We start from the raw sequence: 19487 nt of genomic DNA, 5'->3' as shown, positions 1-19487 counted from the left end.
TACGACCTGAGGAGCACCATGAGCAAGCACTTCGTGCCCGAGAACCTGCCGACCCACCTGCAGCACTACATCGGCGGCCAGCGCGTCGACTCGATCGGCGGCGAGACGTTCGAGGTCCTCGACCCCGTCACCAACACGACCTACGCGACGGCAGCGTCCGGCCAGAAGGCGGACATCGACGCCGCCGTCGCCGCCGCGACCGAGGCGTTCGAACACGGCCCGTGGCCGCGGATGAAGGCTCGTGCCCGCGCCAAGGTCCTCTTCGCGATCGCCGACGCCGTCGAGGCCCAGGAGGACCGGCTTGCCGAGATGGAGACCTTCGACACCGGCCTCCCCATCACGCAGGCCCGCGGCCAAGCCCAGCGCGCGGCCGAGAACTTCCGCTTCTTCGCGGACCTCATCGTCGCCCAGCAGGACAACGCGCTCAAGGTCCCCGGAAGCCAGCTCAACTACGTCAACCGCAAGCCGATCGGCGTCGCCGGCCTCATCACGCCGTGGAACACGCCGTTCATGCTCGAGTCGTGGAAGCTCGCGCCGTCGATCGCCTCCGGCTGCACCGTGGTGCTCAAGCCCGCGGAATTCACGCCGCTCTCCGCCTCGCTGTGGGCCGGGATCTTCGAAGAAGCGGGCCTGCCGGAAGGCGTGTTCAACCTCGTCAACGGCTTCGGCGAAACCGCGGGCGATTCCCTCGTCAAGCACCCGGGCGTGCCGCTCATCTCCTTCACGGGCGAGTCATCGACCGGCCAGCTGATCTTCCGCAACTGCGCGGAGAACCTCAAGGGAATGTCGATGGAGCTCGGCGGGAAGTCGCCCGCCGTCGTCTTCGCCGACGCTGACCTCGACGCCGCGATCGATTCGACGCTCTTCGGCGTCTTCTCCCTCAACGGCGAGCGCTGCACCGCCGGCTCGCGCATTCTGGTCGAGCGCAGCATCTACGACGAGTTCACCGAGCGCTATGCGGAGCGGGCCAAGAACATCGTGGTGGGCGACCCGCATGACCCGAAGACGCAGGTCGGCGCGCTCGTGCACCCCGAGCACTACGAGAAGGTCATGAGCTACGTCGAGATCGGCAAGTCCGAGGGCCGGCTCCTGGCTGGCGGCGGCCGCCCCGAGCACCTTCCGGAGGGCCAGGAGAACGGCTCCTACGTCGCTCCGACGGTGTTCGCGGACGTCAAGCCCGACGCGCGGATCTTCCAGGAGGAGATCTTCGGCCCGGTCGTCGCGATCACGCCGTTCGACGACGACGACGAGGCGCTCTCCCTTGCCAACAACACGAAGTACGGCCTCGCCGCCTACGTGTGGACGAACGACCTCAAGCGCGCCCACAACTTCGCCCAGTCCGTTCAGGCCGGCATGGTCTGGCTCAACTCGCACAACGTGCGCGACCTGCGCACGCCGTTCGGCGGCGTCAAGGCCTCGGGCCTCGGCCATGAGGGCGGCTACCGCTCGATCGACTTCTACACGGACCAGCAGGCCGTCCACATCACGCTCGGCGACGTCCACACGCCGAAGTTCGGCGCCTGAACCGCCGATCGGCCCGGCGCCGCCCCGCAGAAACTCAATCTCGAAGAGGAGAAACCCATGAGCACCGTCCCCACACCGTCCGTACCCGCGCCGTCCGTGCCCGCGCCGTCCGTGCCCGCGCCCGACATCGTGCGCTGCGCGTACCTCGACCTCGTGGTCACCGACCTGGCGAAGTCGCGCGACTTCTACGTGGGGCTCCTCGGCCTGCACGTGACGTACGAGGACGACGACGCCATCTACCTGCGCTCCTTCGAGGAGTTCATCCACCACAACCTCGTGCTGCGCAAGGGTCCGATCGCCGCCGCTGCGGCGTTTGCGTTCCGCGTCCGCACGCCCGAGGACGTGGACCGCGCCGAGGCCTACTTCAAGGAGCTCGGCTGCCGGACGGAGCGCCGCAAGGAGGGCTTCGTCCGCGGCATCGGCGACGCCGTCCGCGTCGAGGACCCGCTGGGCTTCCCGTACGAGTTCTTCTACGAGGTCGAGCACGTCGAGCGGCTCCACATGCGCTACGACCTCTACTCGGCAGGCGAGCTCGTGCGCCTCGACCACTTCAACCAGGTCACTCCGGACGTCCCCCGCGGCCGCGCCTACCTCGAGGGCCTCGGCTTCCGCGTCTCGGAGGACATCAAGGACTCCGAGGGCACGACGTACGCGGCGTGGCTGCACCGCAAGGAGACCGTGCACGACACCGCGCTGACGGGCGGGGACGGCCCGCGCCTGCACCACATCGCGTTCTCGACCCACGAGAAGCACAACATCATCCAGATCTGCGACAAGATGGGCGCGCTGCGCATGTCGGACAGGATCGAGCGGGGACCGGGCCGCCACGGCGTCTCGAACGCGTTCTACCTCTACATCCTCGACCCGGACGGCCACCGCGTGGAGATCTACACGCAGGACTACTACACGGGCGACCCGGACAACCCCACGATCACGTGGGACGTCCACGACAACCAGCGCCGCGACTGGTGGGGCAATCCCGTGGTCCCGAGCTGGTACACGGAGGCTTCCCTCGTGCTCGACCTCGACGGCAACCCGCAGGAGGTCGTCAAGCGCGAGGACAAGTCGGAGATGGCCGTGACCATCGGCGCCGACGGATTCTCCTACACGCGCGCCGGCGACGAGTCCGGCTCGTACCATGGCGAGGCCTCGAAGGGCTTCAAGCTGGGAAGCCAGGTCTGACGGTGCTGGATCCCCAGACCATCGAGACGATCGCCGACGAACTGGTCGAGGCCGGGCGGACGCGCACGCCCGTCCCACTCCTCCACACCCGCTACGAGGGCATGGACATCGAGGACTCCTACGCCGTGCAGAAGCTCTGGGCCTCTCGGCTCGAGGCCCAGGGCAAGCGCGTGGTCGGCCGCAAGATCGGCCTGACCTCGAAGGCCATGCAGGCCGCGACGGGCATCACCGAGCCAGACTATGGAGTCATCTTCGACGACATGGTCCTCGAGAACGGCGCCGTCGTGGAGTGGAAGCAGTACACGCACCCGCGGATCGAGGTCGAGCTCGCTTTCCGGCTCAGCCAGGACCTGAAGGGCCCCGGCATCACGCTGTTCGACGTCCTCGACGCGACCGACTACGTGGTCCCGGCCCTCGAGATCCTCGACTCCCGCATCGAGATGCAGGGCCGCACGATCGTCGACACGATTTCCGACAACGCGGCCATGGGCGCCATGGTCGTCGGCGGGCGCCCGGTGCGCCCGCACGACGTCGACCTGCGCTGGGTCTCGGCACTCCTGTACCAGAACCAAGAGATCGTCGAGACCGGGGTCGCCGCCGGGGTGCTCAACCATCCCGCGAGCGGGGTTGCGTGGCTCGCGGACAAGCTCGCGCAGCACGGGCAGTCGCTCCGGGCCGGCGACCTCGTCCTCGCAGGGTCGTTCACACGACCGATGTGGGTCTACGAAGGAGACACGGTGTACGCGGACTACGGACAGCTGGGGACCGTGACATGCCGTTTCGTCTAGAGCCCGAGCGGACGTTCCGGCACGCTCTGGAGCAGGCAGAGGCGGGCGGGGGCGCTGCAGGCGCCAAGATCGGCCTGTGGGTCTGTTCCGGCAGCCCGCTCGTCGCCGAGATCATGGCCGGTTCCGGTGCCGACTGGCTCCTGATCGACACGGAGCACAGCCCCAACTCGCTCGAGTCAGTCCTCGCCCAGCTGCACGCGGTTCACGGCTATCCCGTCCTCCCGATGGTGCGGCTGCCGTGGAACGACGTGGTGCTCATCAAGCAGTACCTCGACCTCGGTGCCCAGAACCTCCTCATCCCGATGGTCAACGACGCCGAGCAGGCGCGGGCCGCCGTCGCAGCGGTGCGATATCCGCCGCACGGTGTCCGCGGCGTCGGCTCGGCGCTCGCCCGCGCCGCCCGCTGGAACCGCATTCCCGACTACCTCGCCCGCGCCGACGAGACGATCTCGCTCGCGGTCCAGATCGAGACCGACGAGGCCGTCGAGAACGTCGAGGAGATCCTCGCCGTCGACGGCGTCGACGCGATCTTCATCGGCCCGTCCGACCTCGCCGCGTCGATGGGATACCTCGGCCAGCAGGAGCATCCCGAGGTGATCTCCGCCGTCGAACGATGCCTGGCCGCCGCCAAGGCGGCAGGGAAGCCCGCGGGCGTCAACGCGTTCGTCGAGGCGACCGCGAGGCGCTACATCGACGCCGGCGCCCGGTTCGTCCTCGTGGGGGCGGACGTCGCGATCCTCGCGCGCTCGAGCGAGGAGCTCGCCGCGCGCTTCTCGCGGGCCGCAGCGGACGACGGCGGCCTTCCCGCCGAGCGCCCAGCGAGCTACTGAGGCGCGACTGGCGGGGGCACGCCGAGGCCGAAGGCCTAGTGCTGCCCCCGCCAGAGCCGCCGCCACCACGTGCGGGGCTTGTTCCGCCGTTCTTCCTCGGCTGCCGCCTCAAGCTCGCGGCTCGCGGCATTCCGCTCCTCGCGACGCATGCGCCAGCGCCGGACCTCGCCGTCGACGTCCCGCGTCTTCGTGACCACCGGGGGGCCGCCCTCGAGCTGACGCCGCGCGTCGACCACGCGCGCGTTGAAGTCCTCGACCGCGGCCCTCACCTCGCGCTCCGTGAAGAGCTCGTCAAGGCGCTCGTCCAACTGGGCGTCCTCCACGCGCAGGAGAAGCGCCTTCGGCCCGAGGCCCGTCAGGTGCTCACGCTGGATCAGGCCTTTGATCCACCAGTCGGGATCGTACGTTCCTCCGAGCCCCGGAATCGGCTTCCCGGCGTACTTGAGGTTGTCGAACTTGCCGTGCGCCATCGCGTCCCGCACGAGATACTCCGCTCGAACCGCCGGGTCGAATCGGAGCCGCTTCCTGCGCAGCTCCTCCTGGGCGGCCAGCTCCGGATCATTCCCGACGTCTCCCGCGGCCCTGAGCTCCGCGGCTCGCTCGAGTCGCCGTCGGAGCTCGTCAGCTCCCCCAGGATTCACGCTTACCACCTCGCACCATCAGAATCGGCCCATCGAACTGGACCACCGTTACCCCGCCCGGGCGCCTGAGCACGCATCGCGAGCGCGCATACTGACATCATGGCCTCGTCCCCGGCGACCGGACCAGCGGATGAGGGCACGGGCCTCTATGTGGACCGCGCCCACGCGGGCCGCGTCCTCGCCTCCGCCCTCACGGGCCTGGCCGGAGCGCGCCCGCTTCCCCTCGTCGTCGGACTGAGCCGGGGCGGCGTGGCCGTGGCCGCCGAGGTGGGACGCGGGCTCGGGCTGCCCTTCGACGTCGTACCCGCAAGGAAGCTCGGCATCCCGGGTCACGAGGAGGTCGCTTTCGGGGCTATCGCCTCCTGCGACGGCAAGCGCTGCGCCGATTTGGACAGGCCGCTGATCCGCCGCCTCCTCGCCGCCGGGTTCACCAGTGCGTCACTCGAGAGGGTGCGCGAACGCGAGATTTCCGAGCTCGAGCGTCAGGAGGCGCTGTTTCTCGGGGGCCGTCGCCAGGGTGCGGAAGGGCGCACCGTCATCGTGTGCGACGACGGCGTCGCCACCGGGGACACGGCTCGGGCCGCCATAGCGGCCGTGCGGGCGGCGGGTGCCTCCGCCGTCGTCCTCGCGGTGCCGGTCGGGCCGCCCAGCGTCGTCGAGGACCTCGGAGAGATCGCGGACCACGTGGTGTGCCCGCGCCAGCCGCTGGCTTTCCTCTCGGTCGGAGGGGCCTACGAGGGCTTCCCGCAGTGCAGCGACGACGAAGTCCGCCGGCTCCTCGCGAACCGGGAGCGGGCGGACAGCTGAGCCAGCGTGGACTCGCCCGGACGGGTACCGCTACCTACCCTGCCCGACGCGAGTCCACGCCGTCTTCGACTTTCTCTCCCAGCTGCGGCCCCGACTAGGGCGTTGAGACCCTAGTCGTCCTCGCCCAGATGGTGCGCCCTCGTGCCCTCCTCGCCGTGTCCGATGCGCTGGTAGAGGACGGGATCGGCGCGGCGGAGCCGGAGCGCCCAGAAGATTCCTGCCACGCCGGGGACGATGATGAGGGCCGGCAGGATGAAGCTCACGGGGCTGGACTCTGTCTGGCCGAGCAGTACGTCGAAGTTCGCGACGATGAGTCCGAAGATGACTGCGAGGGTGACCGCTCCGATCGCGGGAGCCACGACGGCGGACCACGGGCCCTGCGCGAGCCTCCGCCGGCGCCGGAAGAAGCCGATGACGGCTACCGAGACGACTGCCATGAGCAGCACCAGGCCCATCGCTCCGGCGTTCGTGAGCCACGTGAACATCGTGAGCACGGGATAGAGCGGATCGGCGCCGTTGCCGGCGGCCGCGAAGGCGACGGTGACGACGACGGCGATGCCCGTCTGAACCAGCGAGCCCGCCTTGGGCGCCCCATGGCGGCTCGTGGCCTCGAGCCACGCGGGAATGACCCGCTCGCGGCCGAGGGAGAAGAAGTACCGGGCCACCGCGTTGTGGAAGCTCACGAGCGCCGCGAAGAGACTCGTGCAGAACAGCACCTGGGCGATGTCCGCGACGAGCTGGCCGATGTGGCCCGAGAGGAAGGTGAAGACGAGGTCAGGACCCTGCTTCCCTGCCGCGTCGAAGAGCTGCGACGGACCGGTGCCGACTGCCATGGCCCACGAGGAGACGGCATAGAAGACGGCAATGACGGCGACGGCCGTGTAGGTCGCGCGCGGGATCGTGCGATGCGGGTCCTTGGCCTCCTCGCTGTAGATCGCGGCGGACTCGAAGCCCATGAACGCCGCGATGCCGAACGAGAGGACGGCCCCCACGCCCGGGACGAAGAGGCTCGCCGGCGAAAGCGGAGCCGCTGTGACGCCCTCGGGGGCAGCGGCGAACGAGACGACGTCGTAGACGATGACGACGAGGAACTCGAGCGCCACGAGGCCCCCCAGGACCTTGGCCGAGAGGTCCACCCGGTTGACGCCGAGCACCGCGACGACTGCGATGCAGATGATCACGGGGATCCACCACGGGACGTTGAGGCCGAACCGCGACGACAGGAGCGAAGAGACCGTGAAGCCGAACAGCCCGTAGATGCCGACCTGCATGAGGTTGTAGGACATGAGCGCAACGAGCGAGGCGCCCACCCCGGCCGGACGGGAGATGCCCTGGGCGACGTACGCGTAGAACGCGCCGGCGTTCGTGACGTGCCGGCTCATCGCGGCATAGCCGACCGCGAAGATGGCCAGCACGGCTCCCAGAATCAGGTAGGACAGGGGCACACCGAGAAGCCCCGTCACTGCGAAGGTTGTGGTCACGCCGCCGGCCAGGACGGTCAGCGGTGCGGATGCGGCGATGATCATCATGGTCACCGACGCCACGCCGAGCCTGCGCTCCTTTGCGTGTGTCACGTTCGGCGTGCCCCCCGCTGCGCCATGTGAGCCCGCGTGCTGCGAACTCGTCTCGATGCTCATGGGTTCTCCAGTCTCAGAGGAAATCATAGGAATGCGGCTGCGGCCACAGCACCATCCTGCTGGGGCCGCATGCCGAGTGACTTGTCCCACAGCGAACGCTTCTTGTCGCCCGAAGCGCGCCTCGGACCGGCTCGCTAGGAGTGGCAGTGGCCGCCCTCGCGGGGGGCCGAGGGCGGAACGTCCAGGACGGGGCTCCGGTCGAAGAACCCCTCCGGGCGCAAGCGGAAGCCGACGTGGTCGACGGGCATGATGGGCCAGTCCTCCGGGCGCGGGAAGTGCGTGAGGCCGAACGTGTGCCAGACGACGATCTGGGTCCCGTCGAGGTCGCGGTCCTGGGACTGGAACGCGGGCAGGCCGGCGCCCCCGGCGTGCTGGTTGACGAAGTCGCCGGTCGGGTAACGCTCCGCCTCGTCGTAGGCGGTGACCCACAGGTCCTTCGTCGCGAACGCCGCGCGGCGCGCGACCGAGGACGACGGGTCCGCGAGCAGCATGGGCTGGCCCTGCGGGTGCAGCTTGTAGCCGACCGGCTCGCCGAGGCGGTTGAGCGACTCGGGGTTGGAGACGATCCACGTACGGCCGGCGGACATGTCCGCGCTGCGGGCGCCCTCGGCTTCACGACGGATCACGGTACGCCGCCTCGTGAAAGCGTTGCCGCGCTCGTTGCCGGGTCCTACCGGAACACGCACGGCGTCCTCCTCCTCGACCCGGTTCGGCCCGCCGTCGAGCGCGAAGTCCAGGCGGGCGCTGAAGAGGTGCTGGTGGAACGGGGCGCCGAGTCCCGGGGCGAGCTCGGAGGCGTACTCGTAGCCCTTGCCGGGGTGGGCGCTCGTGAACACCACCCCGGTCGCCTTCGCCTCGAACTCGATGGTGCCGTCGAGGTAGAGGTACCAGTAGAAGCCGTAGTCGTAGTTTCCGATCGTCGTGAAGAAGCTGATCACGAGACGCCGGTTTCGGCGCACATACTCCACCCCGGCCCAGAGGTCGGAGTGCTTGGCCAGGATCGACCAGTCCTCCTCGTGCATGCAGATTCCATTCCGGATGGTCCGCGGGTTGCCGAACGCGTCGCTGACGACGGGACTGAGGTACGTGATCTCGCCGAGGCAGTCGCAGCCCAGCTCGAGGGAGTTGGCGTACTGGCCCACGAGGTACTCGCCCGTGTCGAAGTAGTTCTGCCACGAGCGCACAGGCGACGGGTCCCCGTACGGGACGACCATCTCCGCGATCGAGGCGCGGTCCAGGATCCGCCGACGGCGGGTCCCGTCGCGCCGGGCGGCATCGGAGGCGACGTCGTCGAACGCGATGTTGTGCAGCACCAAGCCCTCGCGCACATCGAAGCCGACGTCCAGGCTCCACCGCTCCCATTCGACGTGGTTGCCGTCGGCGACCGTGAAGCTGGGGCCCTCGGGCTGGGTGATCTCGATGGGCTTCTGGCTTGTGCGCACCGGCCCGGTGAGCTCCGGGTCGGTGAAGTTGCCGTGCTCCCCCGGAACGGGAACCGGCCCGAAGTCGAGGACCTCGTCGACGCTCCGGTTGACGATGTCCACGTAGGCGACGAGCCCGTCGACCGGATGGGCCCACGGAAGGTCCTGGGGAGACTCCTGCACGAAGGCGAGACCGCGCAGGATCCGGCGGCCCTTCTCCTCGGGGTACTCGAACACACCTGCCGAGAGCGGCGCGACCCGGACAGTGGCCACGTCGAGCCCCCGGGCCGCGAGCGCTGCGAGCCAGCGCCCGTCTGCGTTCAGGATCTCCTCGACCGCCTCGAACTCCTCCTCGAGGACTGGCAGCTCGCCCGTGACAGCGGTGTCCAGTTCGATGTCGGAGACCACGCTTCGATGGGTCACGGAGACGACGACGTCGTGCGGCCGCGCCCCCGCGGTGTCATGCAGGAACGCGCGGAAGCGGCGGTCCACGGGAGCGGACGTGGCATCGGAGGCCCCGCCGGACCGCCCGCCGTCGTTTGCGCCTTCAGGAGTCGAGCGACGGGGAGGGTCGACGAGCCCGAGGTAGGCGATGCGCGTCGTCTCCCTCCAGAGGCCTGCCTCGGCGAGGACCTCCCGGACCGCGATGATCTCCTCGGCGCTCGCCAGGGCGTAGGCGGCACCGGCCACCGGCTGCGATGCCGCGGAGTGGCAGGCGTGTTCTGCGCGGGCCGGACCCTCCTCTGCGGCGCCGGCGGGGTAGGTGGGCGACGTCGTCGTCTCAGTGCTCATGGTGCCTCCCGGGGAGAAACAGTTTTTTCTATAGACGTAGACAATAACCCTCTGTAAGCTGAATCACAACAGCCGTAGAAAAAAGACCCGGGAAGAGGACGGAAGGGCCGATGCCGAAGATCGTGGACCACGACCAGCGCCGAGTGGAACTCGTGGACGCGACCTGGCGCATCATCGCCGAGAAGGGCCTCGACGGCGCCACGATGCGGGACATCGCAGCGGAGGCCGGCTTCGCCAATGGCGCCCTCAAGCCCTACTTCCCCACGAAGGACCGGTTGCTGGACTTCGCCTTCGAGCACATCTTCGCCCAGACGAACCGGCGCATGGAGGCAGCCACGGCAGGTTTGACCGGCCTGGACGCGATTCGCGCGTACTGCCACGAGATCCTCCCGCTCGACGACGAGCGGCTCAACGAGGCCCGCGTCGCGATCGCCTTCTGGCAGAAGGCGCTCCAAGATCCCGGGAAGGCCGCCGTGCACGACAGGTCCATGGAACAGTGGCGGGCATCCTTGGCACAGCTGCTGGCCGACGCAGGCTACCGGGGCGACGACCCCGAGAACGCCCTCGGAGCGGTCATGGACCTCCTGCTCGGAGCGCAGATCACCGCCACCCTCTCCCCCGCCCACCACTCCCCGGAAAAGCTCATCGCCCAGCTCGACACGCTTCTCGACGCACTTATCTGACGCACTTGCCTGGGGCAACGGCAGCATGCCTGCATCTGAAACACACCCACATCCAAAAGGGAGGATCAGGATGACACCCCTCACCGCCGCCATGTCGCCGGCCCTCGACCTCGCCGTCGCACGCGACGTGGACACGTGGCGCCGCGCGACGTCCGAGTCCTTCGTCCCGCTCAAGGTCACCGTCGACCGCCCCATGGGGTTTCGGGGAACGATGCGCGGCAAGCGGCTCCTGCCCGACGACCTGGCAATGATCGAGGTCGACGCGACCGGGCATGCTGTTCACCGGACTGAAGAGCTCATCGCCGCCTCCGAGCTGAAGTACTTCAAGCTCGGGATCCAGCTCGCGGGGACCGGTCTTCTCCTGCAGGACGGGAGGGAGGCCGTGCTGCAGCCGGGAGATCTGGCCGTGTATACGACCGACCGCCCGTACACGCTCGCGTTCGACGGCGACTTCCGCTCGCTCGTGCTCATGTTCCCGCACTCCGCGCTCGACCTTCCCGCCGAGGCCATGGCGCAGGTGACCGCGACGGCCATCAGCGGTTCGGGTGGCCTAGGGCAGCTCGTGAGCCCGTTCCTCGTCCGCCTCGCCGAGAACCTCGAGGCCATCGCGGGGCCCAACGGGACCCGTCTGGTCCGCAACGCGCTCGACCTCGTGACCACGCTCTTCAACGGGGAACTCGACCTGCGCGCCGCGGCGTCCCGTGATCCGCACCAGATTCTCCTCGCCCGCATTCACGACTTCATCGAGTCGCATCTGGGGGACCCCGAGCTCTCGCCTGGGTCGATTGCTGCGGCGCACTACATCTCGACACGTCATCTCCACGACCTCTTCCGAGAGCTCGGTACCACTGTCTCGGCGTCGATCCGCGAGCGCCGGCTCGAGCGGTGCCGTCGCGACCTGCGCGACCCCGTGCTCGCAGATCGGCCCGTGACCGCCATCGCGGCACGCTGGGGCTTCCTCGACTCCGCGCACTTCAGCCGCGTCTTCCGGGCCGCTTTCGGCGAATCGCCCACTGGCTACAGGGCGAACGGGGCTGGGTTCTCAGAGTCTGGTGTTCGGGCGTAGCCTCAGGACCAGTACCCTGGGGGCAGCTCAGGCCATGGTGAGCATCAGCCTTGGGCCCTCCGCCTGGTCCCGCCTCAGGCCGGTCAGCAAATGCGGCACTGAGCATCCAGACTGGAAGCCATGAACGATTCCCAGCCAGTCAGCACCCGAAGCTCCACGGTTGAGGAATGGACCAGCGCGCTGGCCCAGTCCACCGGCTCACCGGGGGGCGGCGCCGGCACGGGGCTCACGCTCGCGGTCACGGCCTCGTTGATGTCCATGGTTGCGGGCTACACCGAAGCGGACGGAGACGGCCTCGCCGAGGTCAGCCGCATTCGGGCCCGGGCCCAGTCGCTCCGGGAGGCTGCCCTCCGGCTGGCCGATGAAGACGCCTCGGCGTCCGAGGCCTTCGGCGCGGCGTTCCGGCTGGACCCGGGCCCCGGACGGGAGGAAGCCATCCGTCGCGCCTCCCTCAATGCCGCCAAGTCCTCTGCAGCCCTGGGCGAGCGGGCCCTCGGCGCCCTCGACGATCTCGCCTGGCTCGCGGCAAACGGCAACCCGGCGCTGGTCTCCGATGTCGTCGTCGCGTTCGGGGCCCTTCGAGCCGCACTCGCGGGTGCTCGCACCAATGTCAGCTTCGACCTCGCCTCCCTCCGGTCGGGAGGCAAGACCCTCGAGGAGATCCAGGATCAGCATCCCGACCTGTGGGCGACCGTCCAACAGTTCGACGAGGCGCTCGCCCGCATCGACACTCTCACTGCCGAGATAGATCACCGCGCCGCCCCCACCGACACCGTCGGCTAGGGGTCGGCGCGGTGAGGGCCGTCAGGATTCGAGCCTGCGGAGTTCCTCAGGGGTGAGCTCGAGCTCCGCTGCCGAGGCAGAGTCTCGGATCGATGCGGGGCGCGAAGCCCCCGGGATGGGGATGACGATCTCGGCTTTCGCCAGCTCCCAGGCGAGCGCCACGACTTGCGGAGACACCCCATGGCTCTGTGCCACTCGGGCGAACTCGTCGTGGATGGACCCGAGGTCGGATGCCGACGAGATTCCCCCGAGAGGGCTCCACGGGAGGAAGGCGATGCCCATCTCCGCGCACAGCGCGAGCTCGGGTTCGCTCGATCGGAACCTCGGGGAGAACTGGTTCTGGACCGAGACCAGCCTGCCGCCGAGCACCTCGTTGGCCTCTTTGATCTGATCGACGTTGGCGTTCGAGATCCCAGCCATGCGGATCACGCCTTCATCGAGAAGCTCGGCAAGAGCTCCGACGGAGTCCGCGTAGGGCACCCGCGGGTCGGGGCGGTGATACTGGTACAGATCGATCGCGTCGACCCCGAGCCGATGGGCCGAGGCCTTGGCAGCCTGCTTGAGATAGGCGGGATCGCCGTTCTGCGCCCATGGGCCTTCTTGCGGGCGAAGGTGGCCGCCTTTCGTGGCGATGATCACGTGAGATACGTCTCCGCCGTAGGTGCGCACCGCCTTGGCAATGAGCTCCTCGTTGTGCCCGACGTCAGCCGCCCCCGGCAGGTGGTAGGCGTCAGCCGTGTCGATCAGCGTCACGCCGGCTTCAAGGGCGGCGTGGATCGTAGAGATGGACTGCTGCTCGTCGGGACGCCCCTCGATCGACATCGGCATCCCGCCAAGTCCGATGGCACTCACTGACACGGTCCCGATAGTGCGTTGCTTCATCTGTCTGCTATCCCCTTCGCGCTCGGTTGTGGAACAACCCTTCGACCGTATGCCGACGCGGGAAGGCGAGGGAGGTCCTCCGAGGACCACCCTCGGAGTGCGCCTCGCTGTCCCACCACTCGAGCACCCGCGACGCGTAGAACGTGAGCCACCTCGACGGCTCACCTTCGGGCACGTCCACGTCGAACCACACGCGACCGGGCAGCACCTTTCCCTGGAGCCACCTGCCGTCCTGCCGGCGCGCGGCGCGGACGACGGCGACGGCCTCCCCGAGGCGCCCATCCGGTGGGAGTCCGTCCTCGAGGGCCGCGGACCTGAAGTGATCCAGTGCACGCAGCACGTCGTACCGCCAGCGGAAGGGATACGCGAAGCTGGCCGCCCACCACCCCACGATCTCGCCGGTCGTGAGCCGCCGAAGCAAGTGGCGTTGCAGGAGATACTCCTCCCCTGCCTTGCGCGCCTCCCGGAGCTCGTCGTTGCTGCCCCTCGCGGTCTCGTAGTAGAGGAGGCCGCGCAGAGCGTTGAGCGTGGAGTGGAACGAGGACCGAGTCGAGCCGTTCACCCACTCGCAGTTCCACCCGCCGTCGTCCATTCTGTGCTTCAGGAACCACTGCGCGATCCCGGCCACGTCGGCGCCGAGCCACGCTCCGATGGCGAGGGTGTAGGCGTTGATGCAGCAGTCGACTTCGCCGCCCCAGTAGGGCAGGCCCTCGTAGTCCCAGCGGCTGTTGACGGCGAGAAGCTCGGCGGTGCCGTTGAGCGCGGCCGGGTCGAGCCCCCAGTCGCGGAGGGTGTTGAGGGTCCAGGTCGTCGCCGTCCACGGCTGCCCTGCGCCCTCGGCGGCTTCTGGGCCTTGGAAGTCGAAGTCGCGCGGAAAATAGGAACCGCCTGCCCACTGGCCGTCGGGGCCCTGCAGCGCGAGGAGGCGGGCTCCGAAGCCTTCGCTCGCGATGCGGCTCCGGGTGTCTTCCCAGACGTGCTGCGGAGCGTGGAGGAGGTCGCGCTCCACCTGCCAGCGAAGCGCCGGGTCTGATTCGACGAGCCATTCGAGGACGGAGTCGGGGGTGGCCACATCCACAGGCTAGACACGGCTGGTTCACCCGTACACGGCCTAGCTCGTCTACGGCCCAGCCAACTCGCACACGGCCTACCGCCATGGCCCTCGGGTACGCTGTTCGATATCCTATAGGATCACTACTTCGACGATGAGAGAGTCCCATGGCCCGCATCTCCTCCATCACGACCCAGGACGTCCGCTTCCCCACTTCCCTCGAGCTTGACGGCTCCGACGCCGTCAACGTCGACCCCGACTATTCCGCTGCTTACGTCGTCATCCGGACCGACGACGGCGAAGAGGGCCACGGCTTCGTCTTCACCGGCGGCCGCGGCAACGAAATCGTGGTCAGAGCCATCGAGTCCTACGGCGCCCTGCTGGCTGGCCTCGACGCGGACGCACTCGTAGCCGACCTCGGCGAGGCGTCACGCCGCCTCGTCCACGATTCCCAGCTCCGCTGGCTCGGGCCCGAGAAGGGAGTGAGCCACATGGCCTGCGGCGCCCTCGTCAACGCGCTGTGGGACCTCAAGGCACGCCGCGAGGGCAAGCCGCTCTGGCTCCTCCTGAGCGAGCTGACCCCGGAGGAGATCGTCGACGTCATCGACTTCACCCACATCTCGGACGCCCTCAGCCCGGCGCAGGCCCTCGAGATCCTGCGCCGAGGCGAGTCAGGCAAGGCGGGCCGCATCGCCGAACTCCAGGCGAACGGCTACCCCGCCTACACGACGTCGCCCGGATGGCTCGGCTACAGCGATGAGAAGCTCGTCCGCCTCAGCCGGGAGGCTGTCGCCGACGGCTTCTCGATGGTCAAGCTCAAAGTGGGTGGGAGCGTCGAGGACGACCGCCGCCGCCTGCGCCTCGCCCGCGAGGCAGTGGGCACGCTTCCCCTGGCGATCGACGCGAACCAGCGCTGGGACGTCCCCGAGGCGATCGAGTGGGTCAAGGCCCTCGCCGAATTCGAGCCCTACTGGATCGAGGAGCCGACGAGCACGGATGACATCCTCGGCCACGCGGCCATCCGCAAGGGCGTCGAACCGGTCCGGGTTGCGACGGGCGAAGCCGTGGCCAACCGGATCGTCGTGAAGCAGCTCCTCCAGGCGGGCGCGATCGACGTCCTCCAGATCGACTCCACCCGCGTCGCGGGCGTGAACGAGAACCTCGCGAACATCCTCCTGGCGGCGCAGTTCGGCGTGGCCGTGTGCCCGCACGCGGGCGGCGTCGGGCTCTGCGAGCTCGTCCAGCATTTCTCGTTCTTCGACTTCGCGGCGGTCTCCGGGACGCAGGAGAACCGGATGATCGAGTACGTCGACCACCTCCACGAGCACTTCGCCGAGCCGGTCCGGATCGACCGCGGCCGGTACGTGGCGCCACAGCGTCCGGGTACGGGGGCCGAGATGGTCGCGGCCTCCCGCGAGCGCTGGGAGTTCCCGTCCGGCCCGGGATGGCTCGAGGTCGGAGCCCGCGCCGCCGTCTCGTCCCCCACCTTGGCGGGAGACGCGCGATGAGCCACAGCGCAACAGGCCACAGCGCAACAGGCGAGCAGACGACGACGGCGGAACTCACCGCGGCCGTCGAGGCGGCCCACGAGGCGTTCCTCAAGGGCAGGAGCGCCACTCCAGCGGCGAGGGCCGGATGGCTCGAGTCGGTGGCCTCGGCCCTCGAGGCTGACGCGGCGGCCCTTGTCGGGGTCGCATCGCAGGAGACGCACCTCGCCGAGCAGAGGCTCACGGGCGAACTGCGCCGGAGCGTCTTCCAGCTGCGGCTCTTCGCCGCGGAGATCCGCTCCGGAGAGCACCTCGACGCAACGATCGACCACGCGGACCCGGAGTGGGGCATGGGTCCCCGCCCCGATATCCGCCGGATGAACGTCCCGCTGGGGGTTGTCGGCGTCTTCGGAGCCTCCAACTTCCCGTTCGCGTTCAGCGTCGCGGGAGGCGACACAGCCTCCGCGCTCGCGGCCGGCTGCGCCGTCGTGCACAAAGGCCACGAAGCCCACCCGGAACTGGCCGTCCTGACGGCCGCCGCCGTCGTGCGCGGACTCGAGGCGGCCGGCGCGCCATCGGGCCTGTTCGCACTCGTCATGGGACGGGAGGCGGGAGTGCAGCTCGTCGGGCATCCCCTGGTCAGAGCGATCGGCTTCACGGGCTCGACAGCGGGCGGCCGCGCCCTCATGGACCTCGCGGCCAAGCGCCCCGAACCCATCCCGTTCTACGGCGAGCTCGGTGGGATCAACGCCGTCGTCGTCACGCCGGACGCATGGCAGGAGCGGCGGGAACAGGTCCTCAGGGAATACGTCGGCTCCTTCACGCTCGGCATGGGACAGTTCTGCACGAAGCCGGGGCTCCTCTTCGTTCCCGCGGGCGAGGACGCGGAGCTCGAGGAACCGCTCAGGGCGGCCCTTCCCGAGGTCGCGCGGCACGCGCTCCTCACGGATCGCCTCGCCGGAGGCTACGAGAGGGCGGTCGAGGAGATGTCGTCGCGGCCCGGCGTCCGGGTCCTCATCCCGGGCAGTTTCGACGAAGCCCCGCGGCCGACCGTGCTCGTCGCCGAGGCGAGCGCGGCCCTCGCCGACGCCGAGCTGCTGCGGCGCGAGATGTTCGGCCCGGCGAGCCTCGTGGTGCGCTATTCCGACGACGTCGAGCTCCTCCGCGTGGTCGGCCTGCTCGAGGGACAGCTCACGACGGCGATCCAGGGAACTCCGGACGACCTTGCCGAGGACACTGCGGACGGGCCGACCGCGAAGCTCGCGGAGAAGCTTGCCGAGCGCAGCGGGCGTGTCCTCTGGAACCAGTGGCCCACCGGCGTGACAGTGAGCTACGCCCAGCACCACGGGGGTCCGTACCCCGCGACGTCGAGCAACACCACGTCGGTGGGGACGGCGGCGATCCGCCGGTTCCTCCGCCCCGTCGCGTATCAGGGGTGGCCCGAGGAAGGCCTTCCCGAGCCGCTGCGGGACGCCAACCCCTGGCAGGTCCCGCAGAGGGTGGACGGCGTCTGGCACCGGAGCCGAGTCGAGCAGGGGGCCGACCGATGACCGGGCTCGAGCGCGTCCTGCCCGAGGACACGGAGGCCGCCCTCCTCGTCGGCCGAGTCTGGGATCCGGAGGCCGGCGGCCCGCGGATCGTGGCCGTGCGCGGAGAGGACGTCTACGACCTGCAGGAACAGGCCCCCACGATGGCGGGCCTGCTCGCCTCAGGCGACCCGGCCGGCGTCGTGCGGCGCGCGATGGCTCAGGACCTGACGCCCCGTTGGTCCACCGCCGAGCTGATCGACGCTGCTGAAGCCGGCGACCGCTCGCGCCCACATCTGCTCGCTCCGATCGACCTCCAAGTGGTCAAGGCGTGCGGCGTGACTTTCGTGGAAAGCATGATCGAGCGGGTCATCGAGGAGCGGGCCGCGGGCGACCCCGCTCGCGCCGCCGCGCTCCGGGAGCGCGTGGGCGCGGCCCTCGGAGGAAGTCTCGACGGCGTTCGCCCTGGCAGCGACGAGGCCGAGAAGGCCAAGGCGGTCCTGAAGGAGGAGGGGCTGTGGTCCCAGTACCTCGAGGTCGGCATCGGGAAGGATCCCGAGGTGTTCAGCAAGGCCCCGGTGCTGGCCTCGGTGGGCTATGGCGCGCAGATCGGTATCCTCGAGGCGTCCGAGTGGAACAACCCGGAACCCGAACTCGTCCTCGTGGTCGCGCCCGACGGCCGACCGGTCGGGGCCACCCTCGGCAACGACGTCAACCTGCGCGACATCGAGGGGCGAAGCGCCCTCCTGCTCGGCAAGGCCAAGGACAACAACGCGTCTTGCGCCATGGGACCCTTCATCCGGCTCTTCGACGGCGGATTCACGCTCGACTCGCTGCGGGACGAGGAGATCCTGCTCGAGGTGCTCGGCGCGGACGGCTTCCGCCTCGAGGGGCGCAACAGCCTCGCTCACATCAGCCGGCCGTTCGAGGAGCTCATCTCGGCGACTGTCGGGCGTCACCACCAGTACCCGGACGGCTTCGCGCTCTTCACCGGCACGCTCTTCGCGCCCGTCCAAGATCGCGGCGAGCCAGGGAAGGGCTTCACCCATCGGGTCGGCGACCGCGTCTCCGTCTCGAGTGCGCGGCTCGGGACGCTCGCCAACGTGGTGGGTCTGTGCGAGGAGCTTCCGCCATGGGAGTACGGCTTGGGCGAGTTCTTCGCCTATCTCGCCGCCACCGCGCTGCGCAGGAACGGGACGAGTTCCTCCAGTACCGGTCCCGCCGGGAACAGCGTCGAGGCGTGAGTGCGGTCGGGCAGTTCCACGAAGCGGGCGTGCGGCATGATCTCTGCCGCCCGGCGGGACTGCTCGAGCCGCGGCACGTCGAGGGTGCCGGCCATGAGCAGCGCCGGCATCGGCAGCTGGGCCAGAACGGCCTCCGGGACGCCTTCGCCCTCTTCGGTGGCCTCGAAGTAGGCCGCGATGGCCTCGGCGTCGTTGGCGAGGAAGGCCGCGCGCGTCGACGCGTCCAATCGGTTCCCCGCGGCCTGGAAGCCGTCGGCGAAGGCCGCCATCCCGCCTCTCCGCAGCGCGTCGAGGTACCCGGGGAAGAAGACCTTCTCGACCTCGCCGCGCTGTGAGCGGTAGGTGCCGCCGAGGGTCGCGAGGCTCGCGACCCTCTCGGGGGCACGCGCGGCCAGCGCGAACGCGACGCGGGCACCGAACGAGTACCCGACGGCGTGGCACCTCTCGGCACGGGCGTCGTCGAGGACAGCGATGACGTCCTCGACGACGAGCGGCATGCGATAGCCGGCCGGGGAGTGCGGCTTCCCGCTGCGGCCGTGGCCGCGCAGGTCCAGCCGGATGACCGTGAACCCTTCGAGTGCCTTCACGTAGCCCAAGCCCCTCCAGACGGCGCGTGAAAGAGCCGATCCGTGGAGGAGGAGCACGGCGGGGCCTTCCCCGGAGACGTCGTAGGCGATGGGGGTTCCGTCGGAGGGGTTGGCAGCAATGCTCACCCCGTCACGCTAGCGCCTCCGGGCGAGGGTGGAGGACCGCCGGATCCAGCTCGCCGCGAGCATCGCGGCCGTGAAGTCGGCGCCCATGACGGCGAGCATCGACAGATCGTGGCCAGTCGAGGCAGCCGCAGGAACGGCCGACGACGAGGCGGCGGCTCCGTGCGAATGACCCAAGGCAGGCGCGGCGCCGAGCAGCAACGCCCCGTGCAGGAGGGCCATCCCCAGCGACATCCCCACGAGGACGCGGGCCGAGCGCGCCGACGGGGAACGCCACATGCCCCACGCGCACGGGGAGCAGGCCATGGCCATGACGACGGCGATCACCGCCATCAGTCCCCCGGCACCCGCCATCAGTCCCCCGGCGCCCGCCATCGGTCCCCCGGCACCCGCCATCGGTCCCCCGGCGCCCGCCATCAGCAGGTGGGCGGCG

General features: G+C 69.5%; 18 protein-coding genes. 11 read left to right on the top strand and 7 right to left on the bottom strand.

The window, feature by feature from the left end:
- Positions 1–18: 18 nt before the first annotated feature.
- Genes hpaE through V7053_RS07225 form a run of 4 tightly spaced genes read left to right on the top strand, consistent with a single transcriptional unit; the run spans position 19 to position 4324 of the window.
- The gene (gene hpaE / locus V7053_RS07240) at positions 19–1524 is read left to right on the top strand and encodes a 5-carboxymethyl-2-hydroxymuconate semialdehyde dehydrogenase (protein ID WP_334171597.1); all 1506 of its coding nucleotides are present in this window, start codon (positions 19–21) and stop codon (positions 1522–1524) included.
- Positions 1525–1581: 57 nt separating this feature from the next.
- Positions 1582–2706, top strand: a complete 1125-nt coding sequence (gene hpaD, locus V7053_RS07235) for a 3,4-dihydroxyphenylacetate 2,3-dioxygenase (RefSeq protein WP_334171596.1) — start codon at positions 1582–1584, stop codon at positions 2704–2706.
- Positions 2707–2708: 2 nt separating this feature from the next.
- Positions 2709–3494 (top strand): 2-oxo-hept-4-ene-1,7-dioate hydratase, encoded by a 786-nt coding sequence (hpaH, locus tag V7053_RS07230; protein ID WP_334171595.1) that lies wholly within the window; start codon positions 2709–2711, stop codon positions 3492–3494.
- Positions 3479–4324: an HpcH/HpaI aldolase family protein gene (locus V7053_RS07225; protein WP_334171594.1), complete on the top strand. Its 846-nt coding sequence runs from the start codon at positions 3479–3481 to the stop codon at positions 4322–4324. Before hpaH ends, V7053_RS07225 begins: the two co-directional genes overlap by 16 nt.
- 35 nt (positions 4325–4359) lie before the next feature.
- Here the strand turns inward: V7053_RS07225 and V7053_RS07220 are convergent, their stop codons facing one another.
- Positions 4360–4974 carry a J-domain-containing protein gene (locus tag V7053_RS07220; RefSeq protein ID WP_443022586.1) on the bottom strand — a complete coding sequence of 205 codons (615 nt, stop codon included), beginning with the start codon at positions 4972–4974 and terminating at the stop codon, positions 4360–4362.
- Between the two features lie 90 nt (positions 4975–5064).
- On the opposite strand from V7053_RS07220, the gene V7053_RS07215 reads away from it, so the two are divergent.
- Positions 5065–5772: a phosphoribosyltransferase gene (locus tag V7053_RS07215; RefSeq protein ID WP_334171592.1), complete on the top strand. Its 708-nt coding sequence runs from the start codon at positions 5065–5067 to the stop codon at positions 5770–5772.
- A gap of 110 nt (positions 5773–5882) precedes the next feature.
- Here V7053_RS07215 and V7053_RS07210 read toward each other — a convergent pair whose 3' ends face one another.
- Together V7053_RS07210 and V7053_RS07205 are read right to left on the bottom strand one after the other, a co-directional pair.
- Positions 5883–7409: an APC family permease gene (locus V7053_RS07210; protein WP_334171591.1), complete on the bottom strand. Its 1527-nt coding sequence runs from the start codon at positions 7407–7409 to the stop codon at positions 5883–5885.
- A gap of 134 nt (positions 7410–7543) precedes the next feature.
- Positions 7544–9622, bottom strand: coding sequence for a primary-amine oxidase (locus V7053_RS07205; protein ID WP_334171590.1), 2079 nt, complete (start codon positions 9620–9622; stop codon positions 7544–7546).
- A gap of 110 nt (positions 9623–9732) precedes the next feature.
- Here V7053_RS07205 and V7053_RS07200 point away from each other — a divergent pair, with 110 nt between their 5' ends.
- From V7053_RS07200 to V7053_RS07190, 3 genes are all read left to right on the top strand, one after another.
- Entirely contained in the window at positions 9733–10305 is a 573-nt protein-coding gene (locus tag V7053_RS07200; protein ID WP_334171589.1) for a TetR/AcrR family transcriptional regulator, read from the top strand.
- A 70-nt stretch (positions 10306–10375) separates the two neighbouring features.
- A complete protein-coding gene (locus V7053_RS07195) occupies positions 10376–11371 on the top strand; it encodes a helix-turn-helix domain-containing protein (protein WP_334171588.1) in 996 nt (331 codons plus the stop codon).
- Between the two features lie 120 nt (positions 11372–11491).
- Entirely contained in the window at positions 11492–12154 is a 663-nt protein-coding gene (locus V7053_RS07190) for a cyclodeaminase/cyclohydrolase family protein (RefSeq protein ID WP_334171587.1), read from the top strand.
- Between the two features lie 21 nt (positions 12155–12175).
- On the opposite strand, the gene V7053_RS07185 is transcribed toward V7053_RS07190, so the two are convergent.
- Together V7053_RS07185 and V7053_RS07180 are read right to left on the bottom strand one after the other, a co-directional pair.
- On the bottom strand, positions 12176–13036 hold the full coding sequence (locus V7053_RS07185; protein WP_334171586.1) for an aldo/keto reductase: 861 nt from the start codon (positions 13034–13036) through the stop codon (positions 12176–12178).
- A gap of 7 nt (positions 13037–13043) precedes the next feature.
- Complete coding sequence (locus V7053_RS07180; RefSeq protein ID WP_334171585.1) at positions 13044–14108, bottom strand: squalene cyclase; 1065 nt, start codon at positions 14106–14108, stop codon at positions 13044–13046.
- Between the two features lie 146 nt (positions 14109–14254).
- Here V7053_RS07180 and V7053_RS07175 point away from each other — a divergent pair, with 146 nt between their 5' ends.
- From V7053_RS07175 to V7053_RS07165, 3 genes are read left to right on the top strand one after another with little or no spacing between them, the layout of a single operon-like run.
- Positions 14255–15595, top strand: a complete 1341-nt coding sequence (locus V7053_RS07175; RefSeq protein ID WP_334171584.1) for an enolase C-terminal domain-like protein — start codon at positions 14255–14257, stop codon at positions 15593–15595.
- A complete protein-coding gene (locus tag V7053_RS07170) occupies positions 15592–17124 on the top strand; it encodes an aldehyde dehydrogenase (NADP(+)) (protein ID WP_334171583.1) in 1533 nt (510 codons plus the stop codon). Before V7053_RS07175 ends, V7053_RS07170 begins: the two co-directional genes overlap by 4 nt.
- The gene (locus V7053_RS07165; RefSeq protein ID WP_334171582.1) at positions 17121–18344 is read left to right on the top strand and encodes a fumarylacetoacetate hydrolase family protein; all 1224 of its coding nucleotides are present in this window, start codon (positions 17121–17123) and stop codon (positions 18342–18344) included. Before V7053_RS07170 ends, V7053_RS07165 begins: the two co-directional genes overlap by 4 nt.
- On the opposite strand, the gene V7053_RS07160 is transcribed toward V7053_RS07165, so the two are convergent.
- Together V7053_RS07160 and V7053_RS07155 are read right to left on the bottom strand one after the other, a co-directional pair.
- Entirely contained in the window at positions 18263–19057 is a 795-nt protein-coding gene (locus tag V7053_RS07160; RefSeq protein ID WP_334171581.1) for an alpha/beta fold hydrolase, read from the bottom strand. The genes V7053_RS07165 and V7053_RS07160 overlap by 82 nt on opposite strands.
- Before the next feature lie 9 nt (positions 19058–19066).
- Positions 19067–19487: hypothetical protein (locus tag V7053_RS07155; protein WP_334171580.1), on the bottom strand; the 421-nt coding region annotated here is incomplete at its 5' end.

Source organism: Sinomonas sp. (genome assembly GCF_036848755.1).
In the GTDB taxonomy this organism is placed as follows: Bacteria; Actinomycetota; Actinomycetes; order Actinomycetales; family Micrococcaceae; genus Sinomonas.
Note: the sequence above shows the minus strand (reverse complement) of the source record. Positions and strands in the feature narration are given on the sequence as shown.

Excerpts from the sequence above, each read along its gene's own strand:
- V7053_RS07205 (WP_334171590.1), bottom strand. The coding sequence starts at position 9,622 with ATGAGCACTGAGACGACGACGTCGCCCACCTACCCCGCCGGCGCCGCA.
- V7053_RS07200 (WP_334171589.1), top strand. The coding sequence starts at position 9,733 with ATGCCGAAGATCGTGGACCACGACCAGCGCCGAGTGGAACTCGTGGAC.
- hpaE (WP_334171597.1), top strand. The coding sequence starts at position 19 with ATGAGCAAGCACTTCGTGCCCGAGAACCTGCCGACCCACCTGCAGCAC.
- V7053_RS07195 (WP_334171588.1), top strand. The coding sequence starts at position 10,376 with ATGACACCCCTCACCGCCGCCATGTCGCCGGCCCTCGACCTCGCCGTC.
- V7053_RS07190 (WP_334171587.1), top strand. The coding sequence starts at position 11,492 with ATGAACGATTCCCAGCCAGTCAGCACCCGAAGCTCCACGGTTGAGGAA.
- V7053_RS07165 (WP_334171582.1), top strand. The coding sequence starts at position 17,121 with ATGACCGGGCTCGAGCGCGTCCTGCCCGAGGACACGGAGGCCGCCCTC.
- hpaD (WP_334171596.1), top strand. The coding sequence starts at position 1,582 with ATGAGCACCGTCCCCACACCGTCCGTACCCGCGCCGTCCGTGCCCGCG.
- V7053_RS07170 (WP_334171583.1), top strand. The coding sequence starts at position 15,592 with ATGAGCCACAGCGCAACAGGCCACAGCGCAACAGGCGAGCAGACGACG.
- V7053_RS07225 (WP_334171594.1), top strand. The coding sequence starts at position 3,479 with ATGCCGTTTCGTCTAGAGCCCGAGCGGACGTTCCGGCACGCTCTGGAG.
- V7053_RS07175 (WP_334171584.1), top strand. The coding sequence starts at position 14,255 with ATGGCCCGCATCTCCTCCATCACGACCCAGGACGTCCGCTTCCCCACT.
- V7053_RS07215 (WP_334171592.1), top strand. The coding sequence starts at position 5,065 with ATGGCCTCGTCCCCGGCGACCGGACCAGCGGATGAGGGCACGGGCCTC.
- V7053_RS07185 (WP_334171586.1), bottom strand. The coding sequence starts at position 13,036 with ATGAAGCAACGCACTATCGGGACCGTGTCAGTGAGTGCCATCGGACTT.
- V7053_RS07210 (WP_334171591.1), bottom strand. The coding sequence starts at position 7,409 with ATGAGCATCGAGACGAGTTCGCAGCACGCGGGCTCACATGGCGCAGCG.